General features: G+C 66.7%; 16 protein-coding genes. 6 read left to right on the top strand and 10 right to left on the bottom strand.

What is annotated here, in order from left to right:
- Nucleotides 1-59: 59 nt before the first annotated feature.
- Genes hisG through hisS form a run of 3 tightly spaced genes read right to left on the bottom strand, consistent with a single transcriptional unit; the run spans nt 60 to nt 3,404 of the window.
- Complete coding sequence (hisG, locus tag K8M09_RS03240; protein ID WP_160785383.1) at nt 60-755, bottom strand: ATP phosphoribosyltransferase; 696 nt, start codon at nt 753-755, stop codon at nt 60-62.
- A complete protein-coding gene (locus K8M09_RS03235; RefSeq protein WP_160785382.1) occupies nt 752-1,885 on the bottom strand; it encodes an ATP phosphoribosyltransferase regulatory subunit in 1,134 nt (377 codons plus the stop codon). The genes hisG and K8M09_RS03235 overlap by 4 nt, the downstream gene beginning before the upstream one ends.
- A gap of 4 nt (nt 1,886-1,889) precedes the next feature.
- Nucleotides 1,890-3,404, bottom strand: coding sequence for a histidine--tRNA ligase (gene hisS / locus K8M09_RS03230; RefSeq protein ID WP_160785381.1), 1,515 nt, complete (start codon nt 3,402-3,404; stop codon nt 1,890-1,892).
- A 164-nt stretch (nt 3,405-3,568) separates the two neighbouring features.
- On the opposite strand from hisS, the gene K8M09_RS03225 reads away from it, so the two are divergent.
- Together K8M09_RS03225 and copM are read left to right on the top strand one after the other, a co-directional pair.
- Nucleotides 3,569-3,907: a hypothetical protein gene (locus K8M09_RS03225; protein ID WP_160785380.1), complete on the top strand. Its 339-nt coding sequence runs from the start codon at nt 3,569-3,571 to the stop codon at nt 3,905-3,907.
- Nucleotides 3,908-3,976: 69 nt separating this feature from the next.
- Nucleotides 3,977-4,357 carry a CopM family metallochaperone gene (copM, locus tag K8M09_RS03220; protein WP_160785379.1) on the top strand — a complete coding sequence of 127 codons (381 nt, stop codon included), beginning with the start codon at nt 3,977-3,979 and terminating at the stop codon, nt 4,355-4,357.
- A gap of 48 nt (nt 4,358-4,405) precedes the next feature.
- Here copM and K8M09_RS03215 read toward each other — a convergent pair whose 3' ends face one another.
- Nucleotides 4,406-4,621 (bottom strand): hypothetical protein, encoded by a 216-nt coding sequence (locus K8M09_RS03215; protein WP_160785378.1) that lies wholly within the window; start codon nt 4,619-4,621, stop codon nt 4,406-4,408.
- A gap of 159 nt (nt 4,622-4,780) precedes the next feature.
- Nucleotides 4,781-5,410, bottom strand: a complete 630-nt coding sequence (locus tag K8M09_RS03210; protein ID WP_160785377.1) for a DNA-3-methyladenine glycosylase I — start codon at nt 5,408-5,410, stop codon at nt 4,781-4,783.
- 220 nt (nt 5,411-5,630) lie between these two features.
- On the opposite strand from K8M09_RS03210, the gene K8M09_RS03205 reads away from it, so the two are divergent.
- Together K8M09_RS03205 and K8M09_RS03200 are read left to right on the top strand one after the other, a co-directional pair.
- Nucleotides 5,631-6,371, top strand: a complete 741-nt coding sequence (locus K8M09_RS03205) for a L,D-transpeptidase (protein WP_160785376.1) — start codon at nt 5,631-5,633, stop codon at nt 6,369-6,371.
- 175 nt (nt 6,372-6,546) lie between these two features.
- Entirely contained in the window at nt 6,547-7,257 is a 711-nt protein-coding gene (locus K8M09_RS03200; RefSeq protein ID WP_160785375.1) for a L,D-transpeptidase, read from the top strand.
- A gap of 54 nt (nt 7,258-7,311) precedes the next feature.
- Here the strand turns inward: K8M09_RS03200 and K8M09_RS03195 are convergent, their stop codons facing one another.
- The 4 genes from K8M09_RS03195 to K8M09_RS03180 all read right to left on the bottom strand — a co-directional run bounded on the left by K8M09_RS03195 (nt 7,312) and on the right by K8M09_RS03180 (nt 11,940).
- The gene (locus K8M09_RS03195) at nt 7,312-7,752 is read right to left on the bottom strand and encodes a hypothetical protein (RefSeq protein ID WP_160785374.1); all 441 of its coding nucleotides are present in this window, start codon (nt 7,750-7,752) and stop codon (nt 7,312-7,314) included.
- 76 nt (nt 7,753-7,828) lie between these two features.
- The gene (glcF, locus tag K8M09_RS03190; protein WP_160785373.1) at nt 7,829-9,127 is read right to left on the bottom strand and encodes a glycolate oxidase subunit GlcF; all 1,299 of its coding nucleotides are present in this window, start codon (nt 9,125-9,127) and stop codon (nt 7,829-7,831) included.
- A 180-nt stretch (nt 9,128-9,307) separates the two neighbouring features.
- Complete coding sequence (locus K8M09_RS03185) at nt 9,308-10,507, bottom strand: FAD-binding protein (protein WP_160785372.1); 1,200 nt, start codon at nt 10,505-10,507, stop codon at nt 9,308-9,310.
- The gene (locus K8M09_RS03180) at nt 10,504-11,940 is read right to left on the bottom strand and encodes an FAD-linked oxidase C-terminal domain-containing protein (RefSeq protein WP_160785371.1); all 1,437 of its coding nucleotides are present in this window, start codon (nt 11,938-11,940) and stop codon (nt 10,504-10,506) included. The genes K8M09_RS03185 and K8M09_RS03180 overlap by 4 nt, the downstream gene beginning before the upstream one ends.
- Nucleotides 11,941-12,104: 164 nt before the next feature.
- Here K8M09_RS03180 and K8M09_RS03175 point away from each other — a divergent pair, with 164 nt between their 5' ends.
- The gene (locus K8M09_RS03175; RefSeq protein ID WP_160785370.1) at nt 12,105-13,001 is read left to right on the top strand and encodes a LysR family transcriptional regulator; all 897 of its coding nucleotides are present in this window, start codon (nt 12,105-12,107) and stop codon (nt 12,999-13,001) included.
- 6 nt (nt 13,002-13,007) lie between these two features.
- On the opposite strand, the gene K8M09_RS03170 is transcribed toward K8M09_RS03175, so the two are convergent.
- On the bottom strand, nt 13,008-14,285 hold the full coding sequence (locus tag K8M09_RS03170; protein WP_160785369.1) for a DUF3422 family protein: 1,278 nt from the start codon (nt 14,283-14,285) through the stop codon (nt 13,008-13,010).
- Between the two features lie 143 nt (nt 14,286-14,428).
- Between K8M09_RS03170 and K8M09_RS03165 the strand changes: the two genes are divergently transcribed.
- Nucleotides 14,429-15,223: a FadR/GntR family transcriptional regulator gene (locus K8M09_RS03165; protein ID WP_160785368.1), complete on the top strand. Its 795-nt coding sequence runs from the start codon at nt 14,429-14,431 to the stop codon at nt 15,221-15,223.
- Nucleotides 15,224-15,234 lie beyond the last annotated feature (11 nt).

Raw genomic sequence — 15,234 nt, 5'->3', positions numbered from 1 at the left:
GCGCCCCGGCGCATGGCGTCAACGCATGGCCGCGCCGCCGGGGCCTTCGTTTGCGTCCCTCAAAGCGCGGCGCGCACGGCCTCGACGATCTCCGCCACCGTCGCATTGCCCGTATGCTCCGGCTTACGGGCGCGCACGAGGCAGGCTTCAGACCTCAGGATCACGCCATCGTTGAGGATCTTGAGATGGTTGGCGACGAGGGTCGAGCCGGTCGAGGTGATGTCCACGATGATATCGGCAGAGCCGGAGGCCGGCGCGCCTTCGGTCGCGCCGAGGCTTTCGACGATGCGGTAGAGCTGGATGCCGTGGTTGCCGGAGAAGAACTGCTGCGTCAGCCGCCAGTATTTCGTGGCGATGGTGAGACGGCGGCCGTGGCGGGCGCGGAAATCGGCGGCGACGTCGCCGAGGTCGGCCATGGTGTCGACATCGAGCCAGATTTCCGGCACGGCGACGACCACATCCGCATGGCCGAAGCCGAGGCGGGCGCAGAACTCGACGCGGGCATCGGCTTCCGCCAGCCCCTCGCGCACGAGGTCCTCGCCGGTCACGCCGAAATCGACCGTGCCGTTGGCGATCTCGCGGGAGATTTCGGAGGCGGAGAGAAAGGCGATCTCGATATCGTCGCGCCCCTCGACACGGCCGCGATAGGAGCGGTCGTTGCCGACGGCGGTGACGGGAAAGCCGGCGCGGGCGAGGATGGCGGAACTGTCCTCCTTCATGCGCCCCTTGGAGGGAAGGCCGATGGTGATGGTCATGCCGCCGCTTCCTTCACGCTTTCGATACGGTCGAGCCAGAGCGAGAAACCGACGGCGGGAATGCGCTCCTTCGCGCCGAGCAGCGTCAGCAGCCGGTCGAAGCGGCCGCCGCCGGCAAGCACGAGATCCCCGCCCACCGGCGCGATCTCGAAGACGAGGCCGGTATAATAATCGAGCGGACGGCCGAAGGCGGCGCGGTAGGTGATGCCCGCCGGATCGACGCCGATCTCGCGCAGCGCCGCAACGCGGCTTTCGAAGCCGGCCAGCGCCGAACCGAGCGAAAGACCGGCCTTGTCCGCGAAGGCGGCAAGCGCCGCGGGCGCATCGGCAAGGCTCAGCTCCAGCGCCAGGAATTCCTTGAGCAGGGTGAGCGTGCGGTGGTCGAGACGGGTATTGGCAAGCTCCATCTTCTCGCGCAGGCGGCGGGCGATATCGGCGGGGCTGCGGCTAGCATTGGTGGAATAGCCGGTCGCCTCCATGGTCGCGTCGATATGGGCGACCAGCTTCGCCTCGTCCTCCAGCGTGCCGAGAATGGCGAGGCGGTCGACCTCCGGACCGAAGACGCCCGAGGGCGCGGGATCGGAAAGATCGGCCATCAGCTTTTGCAGGCGCACCTGGTTGCCGAAGGCATGGACCAACCGCTTCTGCCAGCCGGCCGGCAGGCCGCAGGCCGCGACCACCGCCTCGAAGACCGACTGGTCGCCGAGCACGATGGCAAGATCGACGCCCGGCAGGCCGTTCGCAAGGACGGCAAGCGCATCGCGGACGGCGCGCGCGTCGGCGCGGGCGACATCCGGCTCGCCGAGGTCCTCGATGCCGGCTTGGTAGAATTCGTTCGGCCCCTCGCGGCGCTGGCGGAAGACCTGGCCGAGATAGGCGTAGCGCTTCGGCGTGCCGGTCGCCGTCTCGATGTGGCGCAGGCAGACGGGAATGGTGAATTCGGGCCTGAGGCACAGGCTCTTGCCCGTCTCGCTCTCCGTCATGAAGATGCGCCGGCGCAGGTCCTCGCCCGCCATGTCGAGGAAGGGTTCGGCCGGCTGGATGACCGGCGTGTCGACTCGCTCCGTGCCGAGCGCTTCCAGCGCGGCGATCAGGTCGGAGGCGAAGGCGGGGAGGTTTGCGAGCGGCATGGCGTCAGACGGCCCGCGCCCGGTCTTCGGCCTGCGCCTCGAGGATTTCGCGGACTTTTGCGACAAACTCGGCTTCCGGCACGGAAACCTGCGCCACGCGCGCCTCGCGCCAGGACGTGTTGTCCTCGATCTCGCCGGAAAGGCGCTTGCCCTCGATGAGGTCCTTGATCTGGACAACGCCCTCGGCCCGCTCGTCGCCGCCCTGGATGATGGCGATGGGCGCGTTGCGGCGGTCGGCATATTTGAGCTGGTTGCCGAACTTCTTCCAGTTGCCCTGATACATTTCGGCGCGGATGCCGGCGGCGCGCAGTTCCTGCGTGAAGCGCTGGTAGCGGCCCATGCTCTCGATATCGCCGTCCATGACGGTGACGAGGACAGGCGCGACAACCTCGGACTGGCCGAGCTTGCCGAGGTTCTTCAGCGCCGTCATCAGGCGCGAGACGCCGATGGAAAAGCCCGTGGCCGGCACCGGCTGGCCCATGAAGCGCGAGACGAGACCGTCATAACGACCGCCGCCGCCGACGGAACCGAAGACGACCTTTTCGCCCTTCTCGTTGGTGACGGCGAATTGCAGCTCGGCCTCGAAGACGGGGCCGGTGTAATATTCGAGGCCGCGCACGACGGAAGGATCGATCTTGATGCGGTCCGGCCGGTAGCCGGCGGACGTGACGAGATGGCCGATCTGGTTCAGCTCCTCCACGCCCTCGCTGCCGCGCGCGCTGCCCTCGACGAGCTTTGCGAGATCGGCGGCGCTTTGCGCATAGTCCTTGATGCCGACGAAGAAGAGCACCTTCTCGATCTGGTCGGCATTGAGGCGCGCTCCCTTGGTGAAGTCGCCGGATTCGTCCTTGCGGCCTTCGCCGAGCAGCAGCCGGACGCCTTCGGGGCCGAACTTGTCGAGCTTGTCGATGGCGCGCAGCACGGTGAGGCGCGCGCCGGCATTGTCTTCCCCGCCGAGGCCGATGGCCTCCAGCACGCCGTCGAGAACCTTGCGGTTGTTGACGCGGATCACGTAGTCGCCGCGCTTGATGCCCAGCGCTTCCATCGTGTCGGCGAACATCATGCACATTTCGGCATCCGCCTGCACACCGGCCGCACCGACCGTGTCGGCGTCGAACTGCATGAACTGGCGGAAGCGGCCCGGGCCGGGCTTCTCGTTGCGGAAGACGTAGCCGGCGCGATAGGTGCGGTAGGGAAGCTGGATCTCGTTGAAATTCTCCGCGACATGGCGGGCGAGCGGCGCCGTCAGGTCGTAGCGCAGGCTCATCCACTGGTCGTCGTCGTCCTGCAGCGAGAACACGCCCTCGTTGGGACGGTCGCTGTCCGGCAGGAATTTCCCGAGCGCGTCGGTATATTCCATCAGCGGCGTTTCGACCGGGTCGAAGCCGTAGCGCTCGTAGACCTCGCGGATACGCGCGGTCATCTCGTTCACGGCGCGAATGTCCGCGGCGTCACGGTCGACAAAGCCGCGCGGCAGGCGGGCTTTCAGCTTCTGCGGTTTTTTCTGCTTTTCGCTCATCGGGATACCCGAAATTCCTGTATTTCCGTTGTGGTTTCCCTAGCGGATTGAACGGGCAGCGGCAAGGGCGCAGGCGTCTTCGCCGCCACCCTTTGCGCCGCGCCAACGGGAGAAGCACAAGGCCCCCCTTTTCTTTCGCGCGGGCTGCCCCTATCTCTTGCGCCATGAGACAGATTTTCTTCGTCCTCGCCCTTCTGGGCGCCGTGCTTGCCGGATGGATTCCGGCGATGGCGGCGGCGATGACGGTCGCCCAGCCGTCGGGCATGCATGCCATGCACGCCATGACCGGGGAAACCGGCGACACGTCGGCGGACAAAGGCATGGATAAGGGCAAGACCAAGCCCATGGCGCATCCCGTGGCCTGCGCCGCCTGTTTCGCAATCGAGGCCGAGCGGCTGGAAACGCCGGCCCGCTTCTCCACCCTTTCGAGCCGCCTGCCGGCCGTCACGCCGCAGCTTGCCGGCCTTGCGCTGCGCCCGCTCAATCCCCCTCCCCGGTTCTGACCGCGTCGAACGAATGTCCCCGGGGCCTTCGCCCCGGCTCTCGAACACGATTGAGAACTGGAAAACACCATGAACGCAAAGACCATGCTTCTCGGCGCAGCCCTTTCGCTCGCCCTCACCCTGCCGGCCCTCGCCCAGGAAGCCGATCACTCGGCGCATCAGGGCATGACCATGAGCGAACCGGCGGCCGACCAGAGCGCCTCCACCAAGGCCTTCATCGCGGCCAACGACAAGATGCATGAAGGAATGGCGATCGACTTCACCGGCGATGCCGATGTCGATTTCGTGCGCGGCATGATCGCCCATCACCAGGGCGCGATCGACATGGCCAAGGTCGAGCTCGAACACGGCAAGGACCCGGAGCTGCGCAAGCTCGCCGAGGGCATCATCAGCGCCCAGGAGGGTGAGATCAAGATGATGGAAGACTGGCTGTCGAAGAACGCCAAGTAAGCCCGAATAACGGGCCCGCCGGTCCTGCCGGCGGGCCTTGGTCCCGGCCTATTCCCCCGCCGGTCTTCCCGCGGACGAGGCCTCGACGAGCGAGGCCGCGATGACGCGGGCCATGATCAGGCTCGTTTCACGGATTTCGGTGTTGCTGCCGGTACGGGCGGACCGGATCAGACGGAAGCCCTCCCGCAGCATGATCTCCTGCGCCTTGTCACAGGCCCAGGACTTGAGACGATTGTCTTCGATGGTAGATGCATTTGGCGTCATGTTCCCCTCATGCCAAATCATTCAGCACAAAGCGGCACATCGCGACTGCGCATGCGCGCGTCGACCCCAGAACTTACCGATGTATGAATTTGCCGCTCAACCTTAAGCTACATGATTCGTTGTAGAATCAAACAACTATTTGCCGCGGCAATACGCAAATCATGGCCGCTGGAGCAGATTTCGCTTCGTTTCGACTTCCGTGCGGCAGAAACAACCTTCCACATGGTCGTTGACGAGGCCCATGGCCTGCATGAAGGCATAGACCGTGGTGGGGCCAACGAAGGTCCAGCCGCGTTTCTTCAGGTCCTTCGACAGGCGCACGGAGGTGGGCGTCGTCGGATTGGCGCGGATCGTCTCCCAGTCCACGCGCGCCGGCCGCTCCTTCGGCTTAGGCTCGAAGCTCCAGAAATAACGCGCCAGCGTGCCGAACTCCTCGCGCAACGCCTGCGCCCGGCGGGCATTGTTGATGGTCGAGACGATCTTGCCGCGATGGCGCACGATGCCGGCATCGGCAAGGCAGCGCTCGATGTCAGCTTCGCCGAAGTCGGCGACCCTGTCGAAGTCGAAGCCGGCGAAGGCGGCGCGGAACCCCTCGCGCTTGCGCAGGATGGTGAGCCAAGACAGGCCCGACTGGAACCCTTCGAGGCAGATCTTCTCGAACAGGCGGTGGTCGCCGGTGACGGGGTGGCCCCACTCCTCGTCGTGGTAGCGCCGATAGTCATCGAGGCCGCCATGCCATGCGCAGCGCGTGCGCCCGTCCTCGCCCACCACAAGTCCAAGTCCCGTCATCACCGTCTCCGTTTTCCTTTTGTTCCGATTTACCACTCATCAACCACTTTTGGAAAGCCGGCAATAACCCTACTCAAAGCTTTCCCGTCATCGTGCATATTGAATGAACGGGCGTTTACCTTTCGCTTCATCGAAGGGTGCAAGCATCTCATCCGAACCGGCGCCGCATCTCCCAAATCCGGCGGCGCATCCCGGCGACGATCAGTAGCGAGTACGTCCGATGTTGATACGCACCCTTCTTGCAGCAACCCTTCTGGCCACCACGACCGCCGCCCATGCGGGCGAGCGCTATGCGAGCCGGCCGCCCGTCATCGTCAGTCCCGACCTAACCGCGCCGTGGCTGATGCAGCTTACCGGCGACGGCGTGCAGCCGGCCGTCAGCACGCGCCGCATCGTCCAGCGCCAGCGCGTCGAGCAGCGCCGCGTCATCCGCCAGGACGGCGTGGCGCGCGTGGAACAGGTCTCGGCGACCGGCCGGGCGCAGAAGCCGGTCCGCACCCAGTTCGACCCGACATACCTGCCGCAGATCGTCTCCTACGAGACGCAGCACAAGGCCGGCACGGTCGTCATCGACACCAACAACCGCTTCCTCTACCTCGTGCTCGGCGACGGCAAGGCGCGGCGCTACGGCGTCGGCGTCGGCAAGCCGGGCTTCGAATGGGCCGGCGCGCACAAGATCACCCGCAAGGCGGAATGGCCGGGCTGGACGCCGCCGAAGGAAATGATCAGCCGCGAGGCGGCCAAGGGCCATTACCTGCCGGCCTATATGGAGGGCGGTCCGGGCAATCCGCTCGGCTCGCGCGCCATGTATCTCGGCTCCACCCTCTACCGTATCCACGGCACGAATGCGCCCTGGACGATCGGCTATGCGGTCTCCTCCGGCTGCATCCGCATGCGCAACGAGGACGTGGTCGATCTCTACGACCGCGTGAAGGTCGGCACCCGGGTCATCGTGATCTGACGCAGCCGCCACGGAATTTGCGGCGTTTCCGGTCCGGCAGGGCCGGAAACGCGCGCATTTCCGGCACACCCCCGCGAAGAAATCCGCCCTCCCGCCCGTCTTGTTGCTCGCAAGGCTTGAAATCGGTCGAGACTCGGCTAGCCTCGCGGAATTGAGGATTGAGAGGGAAATCACCATGCGCAAACACGCATCGCTGCTGCTGGCGGCCACCTTCGCCGTCACGGCGATCATGCCGGTCACGTCGGCGAACGCCTTCCCCGGCGCCCCGAAGGGCAGCCAGGTAGCGACCACGTCGACGGTTACGCTCGTCGCCCAGCCGCAGAGCAAGAAACAGGTCGCCCAGAAATACAAGCGCAGCAAGGTGCGCTTCGTGACCGACCAGGCGCCGGGCACCGTGATCGTCGATACGAACAACAAGTATCTCTACTATGTCGAGGGCAACAACCGCGCCACGCGCTACGGCATCGGCGTCGGCCGCGACGGCTTCGGCTGGTCGGGCGTGGTGAAGGTCGGCCGCAAGGCGGAATGGCCGAGCTGGACCCCGCCGGCCGAGATGCGCCGCCGCGAGGCCAAGAAAGGCCGTATCCTGCCGGTGGTTCAGGAAGGCGGCGAGGACAATCCGCTCGGCGCGCGCGCGCTCTATCTCTACAAGGGCGGTCAGGACACGATCTTCCGCATCCACGGCACCAACCAGCCCTGGACGATCGGCCAGAACATGTCGTCCGGCTGTATCCGCATGATGAACAAGGACGTGGAGCATCTCTACGCCCGCGCCGATGTCGGCACCAAGGTCATCGTGGTCGGCCCCGGCAACAAGCAGGGCGCGATCAACTACAACGACCGGGGCGTCGATTTCCTCGGCACGCTCTTCGGCTTCGGCGGCTGAGCCGCCGCCACGACATGCGCTTCACGATGCCGGCCTTGCGCCGGCATCTTCGTTTCAGCCCACCGAGCAGGCAACCTTGCCGCTGCGCCGGACCGGCTCGGCAAGATCGGCGCCTTCCACCTTCAGCACATAGGTGCCCTCGTAGTTCAGGCCCTCCTCGTCCGCCGTCGTCAGCATCACGAAGTCGAGGGCCGCGAACGGCTGGTTCTCACCGGATTCGGCATGGACGAGAAGGCGCAGTTCGCCATCGTGCAGCCAGTGATGGGTGAGCGAAGACTGGTCGAGCGTGACCGTCTCCAGTCCCTTCTGCGCCAGATCGGCGGGAAGCGCGAGCATGCCGCGGAAATTCAGGATGCCGCCGAGGCTGTAGCTGAACCCCGCCTCCCCCTCGAAGGTCACGTTCGCATCCTTCACCGCGCAACTGAACCCGCCCGTCGCAAGGGCGGTCGAGGACAGGGCGGCAAAAACGGCGAGAGACAAGAGGATGCGGCGCATGGCGATCTCCGGACGGGCTGGAACGCCGCCTTCCTGGCAGAATGCCGGGCGGGCGGCTGTTTCGCACGTGACAGGATCAGGAAAGCACGGCCGGCTTCGTTCCGCCATAGGCCCAGTCGAGCAGTTCCACCGTATGCAGGATCGGGACCTCAGTGCCCGTCGCGATCTGGGTGATGCAGCCGATATTGCCGGTGGCGATGACGTCCGGCCGCAGCGCCTCGATGTTCCTGACCTTGCGCGCCTTGAGCTGCGCCGAAATCTCCGGCTGGAGGATGTTGTAGGTGCCGGCGGAGCCGCAACACAGGTGCCCCTCGGCCGGATCGCGCACCGCAAACCCCGCCTTCTTCAAAAGCGTCTTGGGGGCCATGGTGATCTTCTGGCCGTGCTGCATGGAGCAGGCCGAGTGATAGGCGACCGTCAGCCCCTTCGCCTCCTGCTGCGGCAGGTCGAGGGTCGACAGATATTCCGTCACGTCCTTTGCAAGGGCCGAGACGCGCGCCGCCTTGCCGGCATAGGCGGCATCGAGGCGCAGCATGAAGCCGTAATCCTTGATCGTGGTGCCGCAGCCGGAGGCGGTGACGATGATCGCATCCAGCCCGCCCCGCTCGACCTCCTCGAGCCAGACGTCGACATTGCGCCGCGCCGCCTCCAGCGCCTGCTCTTCCCGGCCCATATGGTGGACGAGCGAGCCGCAGCATACTTCCCCCGCCGGGGCCACGACCTCCACACCGAGCCGCGTCAGGAGGCGGATGGTCGCCTCGTTGATCTCAGGCTTCAGCACCGGCTGGGCGCAGCCCGAGAGGATCGCCACGCGGCCACGGCGCGGGCCGGCGGCGGGATGCGTGCCGGGCATGGCGCTCCGCGAGGCCTTCGGCAGGCTGCGCGGCGCAAGGCCGAGCATGGCGGCGAAGGGTTCCAGCGGCTTGAAGCGCCTGAAGAGGCCGGCGAAGGGGCGACCGAGCGCCGCCAGCCTCAATGCGAGACGGAAGCGGCCCGGATGGGGCAGCACGGCGGCGAGCACGCCGCGCGTCAGCCGGTTCCAGAAGGGGCGCCTGTAGGTCGCCTCGATATGCATGCGCGCATGGTCGACGAGGTGCATGTAGTCGACGCCGGAGGGACAGGTGGTGGTGCAGGAAAGGCAGGAGAGGCAGCGGTCGATATGGGTGACGACCTCGGCATCGGCCGGGCGGCCGTTCTCCAGCATGTCCTTGATGAGGTAGATGCGGCCGCGCGGGCTGTCCAGTTCGTTGCCGAGCGTGACATAGGTGGGACAGGTCGCGGTGCAGAAGCCGCAATGCACGCATTTGCGCAAAATCTTTTCCGAAGCCGCGACATGGGGATCGGCGAGCTGTTCGGCGGTGAAATTGGTTTGCATCAGCGAACATCCCTTTCATGCCGGCCTTGACGCCGCTGCCCCTCACCTGCCTGCCGGCATCCTCTCCCCGCAAGCGGGGCGAGGAGCGCTGGGCGCACCGTTTTCCTCCTTCTCCCCGCTTGCGGGGAGAAGGTCCCGGCAGGGGGATGAGGGGCCATCACGCAAGCAACCATCTTCCCTTCACCCCGCCATCCGCGACCGGAACAGCCCGTCCGGATCGAAACTCGCCTTCACCCGCGCCTGCAGCAGCCCCACGGCCTCGGCCTGCGGCTGGAACGCCTGCGCCGCCGCCAGCACGTCCGGCCGGGCGCGCAGGAGGGTCGCGTGCCCGCCGCCCACGGCCTTGACGTAGCGGCGCAGCAGCGCGGCCTCGGGATCGGCCTCCATGCGCAGCCAGACGAGACCGCCCTGCCAGTCGTAGAAGGCGTCGACGCCCGCTTCGAGGCGCAGCGCGGCGACGAGCTGCTGGCCCGCGGTCGGGGCCACGGAGACGCGCCAGAGCGGGCGGGGCGTGCCGTCCGCATAGGGCGCGCCGTCGCGAATCTCGCGCCAGAGGCGGAGCGTCGTTTCGAAATCGAGGCGGGAGACCGCGCCGAAGCGGGCCAGGGCGGCGACCAGCTTTTCCGCACGGACGGTGACGGAGGCGGCAAGGCCCTCAAGGCGCAGCACGGTCGCCGCGCCATCGGGCAGCGCGCCGCCGGCGAAACGCCCGCGCACGCTTTCCGGCAGATGGGCCGCGCCGGAGACCTCCACGGACATGGACATGGCCGTCGCCATGGCGGCGGCGGCTTCCGCATCGTTGAGGCCGGAGACGACGATGGTGACGGCGGTTTCCGGCACCGGCAGCAGGCGGAAGGTGACTTCGGTGAGGAACGCCAGCGAGCCGTGCGAGCCGGCGAGGAGCTTGACGAGATCGAGGCCGGTGACGTTCTTCATCACCCGCCCGCCGGCCTTCACCACCTCGCCCCTGCCATTGACGAAGCGCAGGCCGAGCAGGCTGTCGCGCGCCGCGCCCGCCACGAAGCGCCGCGGGCCGGAGGCATTGGTGGCGAAGACGCCGCCGATGGTGGGGATGCCCGAGGTGCCGAGCACGCCGCGCAGATCGTTCGGCTCGAAGGCGAGCATCTGGCGCTTTTCGGCAAGCGCGGCCTCCACCGCCTCCAGCGGCGTGCCGGCGCGGGCGGTCATGGTCATTTCGGCCGGGTTATAGGCAAGGATGCCGGAAAGGCCGCGCGAGGAGAGCGATTCCACACCCTCCGGCGCGGCATGCAGGCTGCGCGTGCCGCCGCCCCGGATGGCGAGAGGCGTTTTCGACAGCGCGGCGGCCTGGATGAGGCGGGCGGCGGCCTCTTCGGAGAGCGGTTGATGCATTGGCGTCATGCGGTGGGGCGCCCTTCGAGCGGGAAGACCTTGGAGGGATTAAGCAGCCATTGCGGATCGAATGCGGCACGCACCGCCATTTGCTGTGCAAGGTCCACATCCGAATACTGGTGGCGCATCAGGTCGCGCTTCTCGATGCCGACGCCGTGCTCGCCGGTCAGGCACCCGCCGGCATCGACGCACAGCCTCAGGATATCGTTGCCGGCCGCTTCCGCCTTGGCGGCCTCCTCCGGGTCGTTGGCGTTGAAGAGGATGAGCGGATGCATGTTGCCGTCGCCGGCATGGAAGACATTGGCGACGCGCAGGCCGTATTTCGCGACGATCTCCGCCGTGCCGCGCAGCACATGCGGCAACTGGCCGAGCGGCACCGTGCCGTCCATGCAGATATAGTCGGCGATGCGGCCCGTCGCGCCGAAGGCGGACTTGCGGCCCTTCCAGATCAGCGCCGCCTCCGTCGCGGACTGGCTTTCCTTGACGACCTTCACGCCATGACGCCCTGCGATATCGATGATGCTGGCGAGCATCGCCTCCATCTCGGCCTCCGACCCCTCGACCTCGACGATCAGCAGCGCCTCCACATCCATCGGATAGCCGGCCTGCGCGAAGGCCTCGCAGATCTCGATGGCGGGCTTGTCCATGAATTCGATGGCGACGGGGATGATGCCCGCGCCGATGACATCGGCGACGCAGGCCCCCGCCGCCTCCGAACTGTCGAAGCCGAAGAGCACGGGGCGCGCGCCCTCGGGCCGGGCGATCAGACGCACCGTCGCCTCCGTGACGATGCCGAGCTGGCCCTCGCCGCCGCAGACGACGCCGAGAAGGTCCAGCCCGCCGGCATCAAGCGCCTTGCCGCCAAGCTCGACCACCGTGCCGTCGATCAGCACCAGCCTGACGCCCAGCAGGTTGTTGGTCGTCACGCCGTATTTCAGGCAATGCGCGCCGCCGGAATTCATGCCGATATTGCCGCCGATGGTGCAGGCAAGCTGGGAACTGGGGTCCGGCGCATAGAAATAGCCGTCGGCGGACACGGCATCGGAGATCGCCAGATTGGTGACGCCGGCCTGAACGGTGGCCGTGCGGTTGGCGTAATCGACCTCGAGGATGCGCGACATCTTGGAAAGGCCGATGACGACCGCATCCTCCTGCGGGATCGCGCCGCCGGAAAGCGAGGTGCCCGCCCCGCGCGGCACGACCGGCACACCATAACGATGACAGTATTTGAGCACCGCCGCGACCTGCTCCGTCGTTTCCGGCAGGGCGACGGCGAGCGGCAGGCGGCGATAGGAAACGAAGGCGTCCGTCTCGAAGGGCACCAGCTCGCGCGGCTCATGCACGAGGCAGCCTTCCGGCAGCAGGTCCAGCAGATCTACGACGATTTCCCGGCGGCGGGAGAGCACAGCGGCGCGCGGCTCCAGAAACCCGATCTGATCCATATCCTCGCCTCCCCCTGCTTCTGTCTGCATGCACGACACCGGATGCAAAAGCACTATGCCCTTTTTCGGGCACATGCAAAGTGGTCCATTTTTCTTACCACTTCCTATTACCCGCCGCAAATGCTAAGCATTTTGTCCGCTTCGGAAACAATGGACGCGACTGCATGACAAATCTCGGCGACCTCGAAATCTTCTCCCGCGTCATCGCCATGGGCAGCATGTCCGCTGCGGGCCGCGCCCTCGGACTTTCCCCCGCCGTCGTCTCCAAGCGCGTGAAAAGACTGGAGGAACGCCTCGGCACCCGGCTCTTCCAGCGCACGACGCGGCAGATTTCGCTGACGGAGGCTGGACAGGGCTTCTACGAGCGCATCGTCGGCATCCTCGCCGGCATCGAGGAGGCGGAGGCCTTCGTGTCCGGCCGGTCCGGCGTGGTGCGCGGCTCGCTCAGGATTTCCGCGCCCACCTCCTTCGGCCGCATGCATATCGCGCCCCATCTCAAGGGCTTCATGGACAAATATCCCGAACTCGTCGTCAACCTCATCCTGACCGACGATTTCTCCGACATCGTCGGCGGCGGCTTCGATCTGGCGATCCGAATCGGCGAACTGTCGGATTCCTCCCTCGTCGCCCGCAGGCTCGCCCCGGTGCGCCGCGTGCTCTGCGCCTCGCCCGGCTACCTTGCCCGCCGCGGCGTGCCGGCCACGCTGGAAGACCTTGCCCAGCACGTCTGCCTGCCGCCGCATACCCAGGACGTCTGGCGGCTGGAAGGGCCGGACGGCAGCGTCACCTATCGCCCGCACGGACCGCTCTACACCAACTCCTCGGAAGTGGTGAGCGAGGCGGTGACCTCGGGCATGGGCATTGCGCTGCGCTCGACCTGGGATGTCGGCCCGGCGCTCAAAAACGGCGAACTGGTGCAGGTGCTGCCCGATTACGAAGGCTCGCGCAATGTGGTGCTGTCGGCGGTCTATCCCAGCCGGCAGTTCCTGCCCGTCAAGGTGCGGCTGTTCATCGACTACCTCGCCGAACTCTTCGGCCCCCTTCCCTATTGGGAGCGCTGAGCGCGATCAGTGCCGATCCTCTTCCGCGTGCCGGTGACGGATCGCGCGGACGAGCAGCCACATGCCGAGAATGACGAAGGGCACGGCGACGCCGGTCAGCGTTTCCGGCTTGATGGGCACGCCGAGGCCGTGCGCGGCCTTGGCCACATAGCCGAAAAGACCGACGACATAGTAGGAGATCGCCGCCACCGATAGGCCTTCGACGGTCTGCTGCAGGCGAAGTTGCAATTTCGCGCGCCGGTCCATGGAGTTGAGCAATGTCGAATTAAGCTGCTCCAGCTCCACGTCGATCCAGCTTCTCAGAAGGGCGGTGGCGCGAGCGAGCTTTCGCGACAGGTTCGCTTGCCGCTCCTCGACGGACTGGCAGGTGCGCATGGCGGGCGCCAGCCGGCGTTCGAGGAAGAAGCCCAGCGTCTCATAGCCCGGCACCGCCGTTTCGGCCAGCGTGCGGATACGCTCCTGCACGATGCCGTAGTAGGCGCGGCTCGCGCCGAACCGATAGAGGCTGAGCGCGGCATTGGCCTCCAGCTCGGCGGCAAGGCGGGTGATTTCGGTCAAAAGCGCATCGGCTCTGTCGCGGGCATGCTGCTTCATGGCATTGGTGATGCCGGTCAGCCCGTCCTCGATGCGGCGGATTTCCGGCGAGAGCGACTGGGCGAGCGGCAGGCCCATCATGGCGAGCGTGCGGTAGGTCTCGATATCGAGCAGGCGCTGGACGAGCGCGCCGCGCCCGGCCTCGGTCATGCCCCGGTCGATGACGAGGATCTGCGTCAGCCCGTCGCCGTTCTGGCGGAAGTCGGTGAGCACGACGCCCTGGCCGTTCTTGATTTCGCTGTAACAGAGGCTCGTCGGATCGAAGGCGGCGATCGCCTCGCGCGTTTCCGGCGAATCCGGGCGAATTTCGAGGCGGATGCCGGAGATCAGCGTGCCGGGCGGCGAGAAGCTGTCGCCGAAGGGATGGACCGGAACGTCGCCGCCGAATTTCTCCGGCACCGGCGCATCCCAGAAATAGGTCGAGAATTCGGTATGCCGCTCCCAGCGCAGCGTGCCCTGCCCCCAGCTCAGCGCGTGGTGGCTGGAATCGCGGCCGGGCGGCGAGATGCCGCGCGAGCGCGACAGTTCCGCCATCACGGCATGGTCGACGGCCGAGCCGCCTTCCGTCAGGAATGCGAGCTGGAAGATGACGCGCGGCGATGGCACCAGCGCATACGGTCTTGCGTGAATTTCCCCGAGCGCCTGCGCACGCGCGGTCGCCTGCGGAAAGGCGAAGCTGCCTTTTGCCATGTTTGCACGTTCCCCCTCATGCGCAACGGCATAGTCTTAACAAATGTCAGGCATGCGCCGATAGGGCGCATTGACGCAGGCCGAAAGGCGTGGACTGGACAAGATTGTTGACCAGTTTCCGCCCGCCTGGGTAGTATCGACGGGTGAGCGACACCGACTTCGACCTTTTCTCCCGCATCAGCCACAGCCGGACCTCGGACGAGGTCGTGCGGCAGATCGAGCTTTTGCTGCTCGAAGGGGTGCTGCGCGACGGCGACAAGCTGCCGGGCGAGCGGGAGCTTTCCAGACGCCTCGACGTTTCCCGCCCGATCCTGCGCGAGGCGCTGAAGGAGCTGGAGAACCGGGGACTGCTCGTCAGCCAGCATGGCGACGGCACCTATGTCGCCGATATCATCGGCCAGGTCTTCTCCCGCCCCGTGGTCGACCTCATCGCCCGCCACCAGCGCGCGACGGAAGATTACATCGAATATCGCCGCGAGCTGGAGGGCATCACGGCGGACCTCGCCGCCCGCCGGGCGACGGACTACGACCGGCAGACGCTGACGCGCATCATGGAGGCGATGCGCGCGGCCCATGCGCAAGGCTCCTTCGAAGCCGAGCTACAGGCCGATGTCGACCTGCACAACGCCATCGGCGAGGCGGCGCACAATATCGTGCTGCTGCATACGCTGCGCGCCTGCTACCGGCTGCTCACGCAGGGCATCTTCTTCCACCGCCACCTCGTCTTCTCCTCGCCGGCGGCGCGCGCGGACCTGTTGGCCCAGCACGAGGCCATCCACGCCGCCATCATGGCGGGCGACGGAGAGGCCGCGCGCCGCGCGGCGCAGGCGCATATGGACTATATTGCCGCCGCGATCCGCGAGGCGGCGCGCAGCGGGGAATGGCAGAGGATTTCCCAGTTGCGCCTGCAAAAGCGCGGCCAGCCCCCGCAAGCCTGACTTGCGCCGCA

The organism is Shinella zoogloeoides, from assembly GCF_020883495.1.
In the GTDB taxonomy this organism is placed as follows: domain Bacteria; phylum Pseudomonadota; class Alphaproteobacteria; order Rhizobiales; family Rhizobiaceae; genus Shinella; species Shinella zoogloeoides.
The sequence above is the reverse complement of the archived record's forward strand: the minus strand, read 5'-3'. Positions and strand labels throughout refer to the sequence as shown.

Bases quoted from the DNA above. Each gene is read 5' to 3' on its own strand.
- K8M09_RS03180 (WP_160785371.1), bottom strand. From the start codon at position 11,940: ATGGATCAGATCGGGTTTCTGGAGCCGCGCGCCGCTGTGCTCTCCCGC.
- K8M09_RS03225 (WP_160785380.1), top strand. From the start codon at position 3,569: ATGAGACAGATTTTCTTCGTCCTCGCCCTTCTGGGCGCCGTGCTTGCC.
- K8M09_RS03210 (WP_160785377.1), bottom strand. From the start codon at position 5,410: ATGACGGGACTTGGACTTGTGGTGGGCGAGGACGGGCGCACGCGCTGC.
- K8M09_RS03200 (WP_160785375.1), top strand. From the start codon at position 6,547: ATGCGCAAACACGCATCGCTGCTGCTGGCGGCCACCTTCGCCGTCACG.
- K8M09_RS03175 (WP_160785370.1), top strand. From the start codon at position 12,105: ATGACAAATCTCGGCGACCTCGAAATCTTCTCCCGCGTCATCGCCATG.
- K8M09_RS03185 (WP_160785372.1), bottom strand. From the start codon at position 10,507: ATGACGCCAATGCATCAACCGCTCTCCGAAGAGGCCGCCGCCCGCCTC.
- hisG (WP_160785383.1), bottom strand. From the start codon at position 755: ATGACCATCACCATCGGCCTTCCCTCCAAGGGGCGCATGAAGGAGGAC.
- K8M09_RS03195 (WP_160785374.1), bottom strand. From the start codon at position 7,752: ATGCGCCGCATCCTCTTGTCTCTCGCCGTTTTTGCCGCCCTGTCCTCG.
- K8M09_RS03205 (WP_160785376.1), top strand. From the start codon at position 5,631: ATGTTGATACGCACCCTTCTTGCAGCAACCCTTCTGGCCACCACGACC.
- copM (WP_160785379.1), top strand. From the start codon at position 3,977: ATGAACGCAAAGACCATGCTTCTCGGCGCAGCCCTTTCGCTCGCCCTC.
- K8M09_RS03170 (WP_160785369.1), bottom strand. From the start codon at position 14,285: ATGGCAAAAGGCAGCTTCGCCTTTCCGCAGGCGACCGCGCGTGCGCAG.
- K8M09_RS03235 (WP_160785382.1), bottom strand. From the start codon at position 1,885: ATGCCGCTCGCAAACCTCCCCGCCTTCGCCTCCGACCTGATCGCCGCG.
- glcF (WP_160785373.1), bottom strand. From the start codon at position 9,127: ATGCAAACCAATTTCACCGCCGAACAGCTCGCCGATCCCCATGTCGCG.
- hisS (WP_160785381.1), bottom strand. From the start codon at position 3,404: ATGAGCGAAAAGCAGAAAAAACCGCAGAAGCTGAAAGCCCGCCTGCCG.
- K8M09_RS03215 (WP_160785378.1), bottom strand. From the start codon at position 4,621: ATGACGCCAAATGCATCTACCATCGAAGACAATCGTCTCAAGTCCTGG.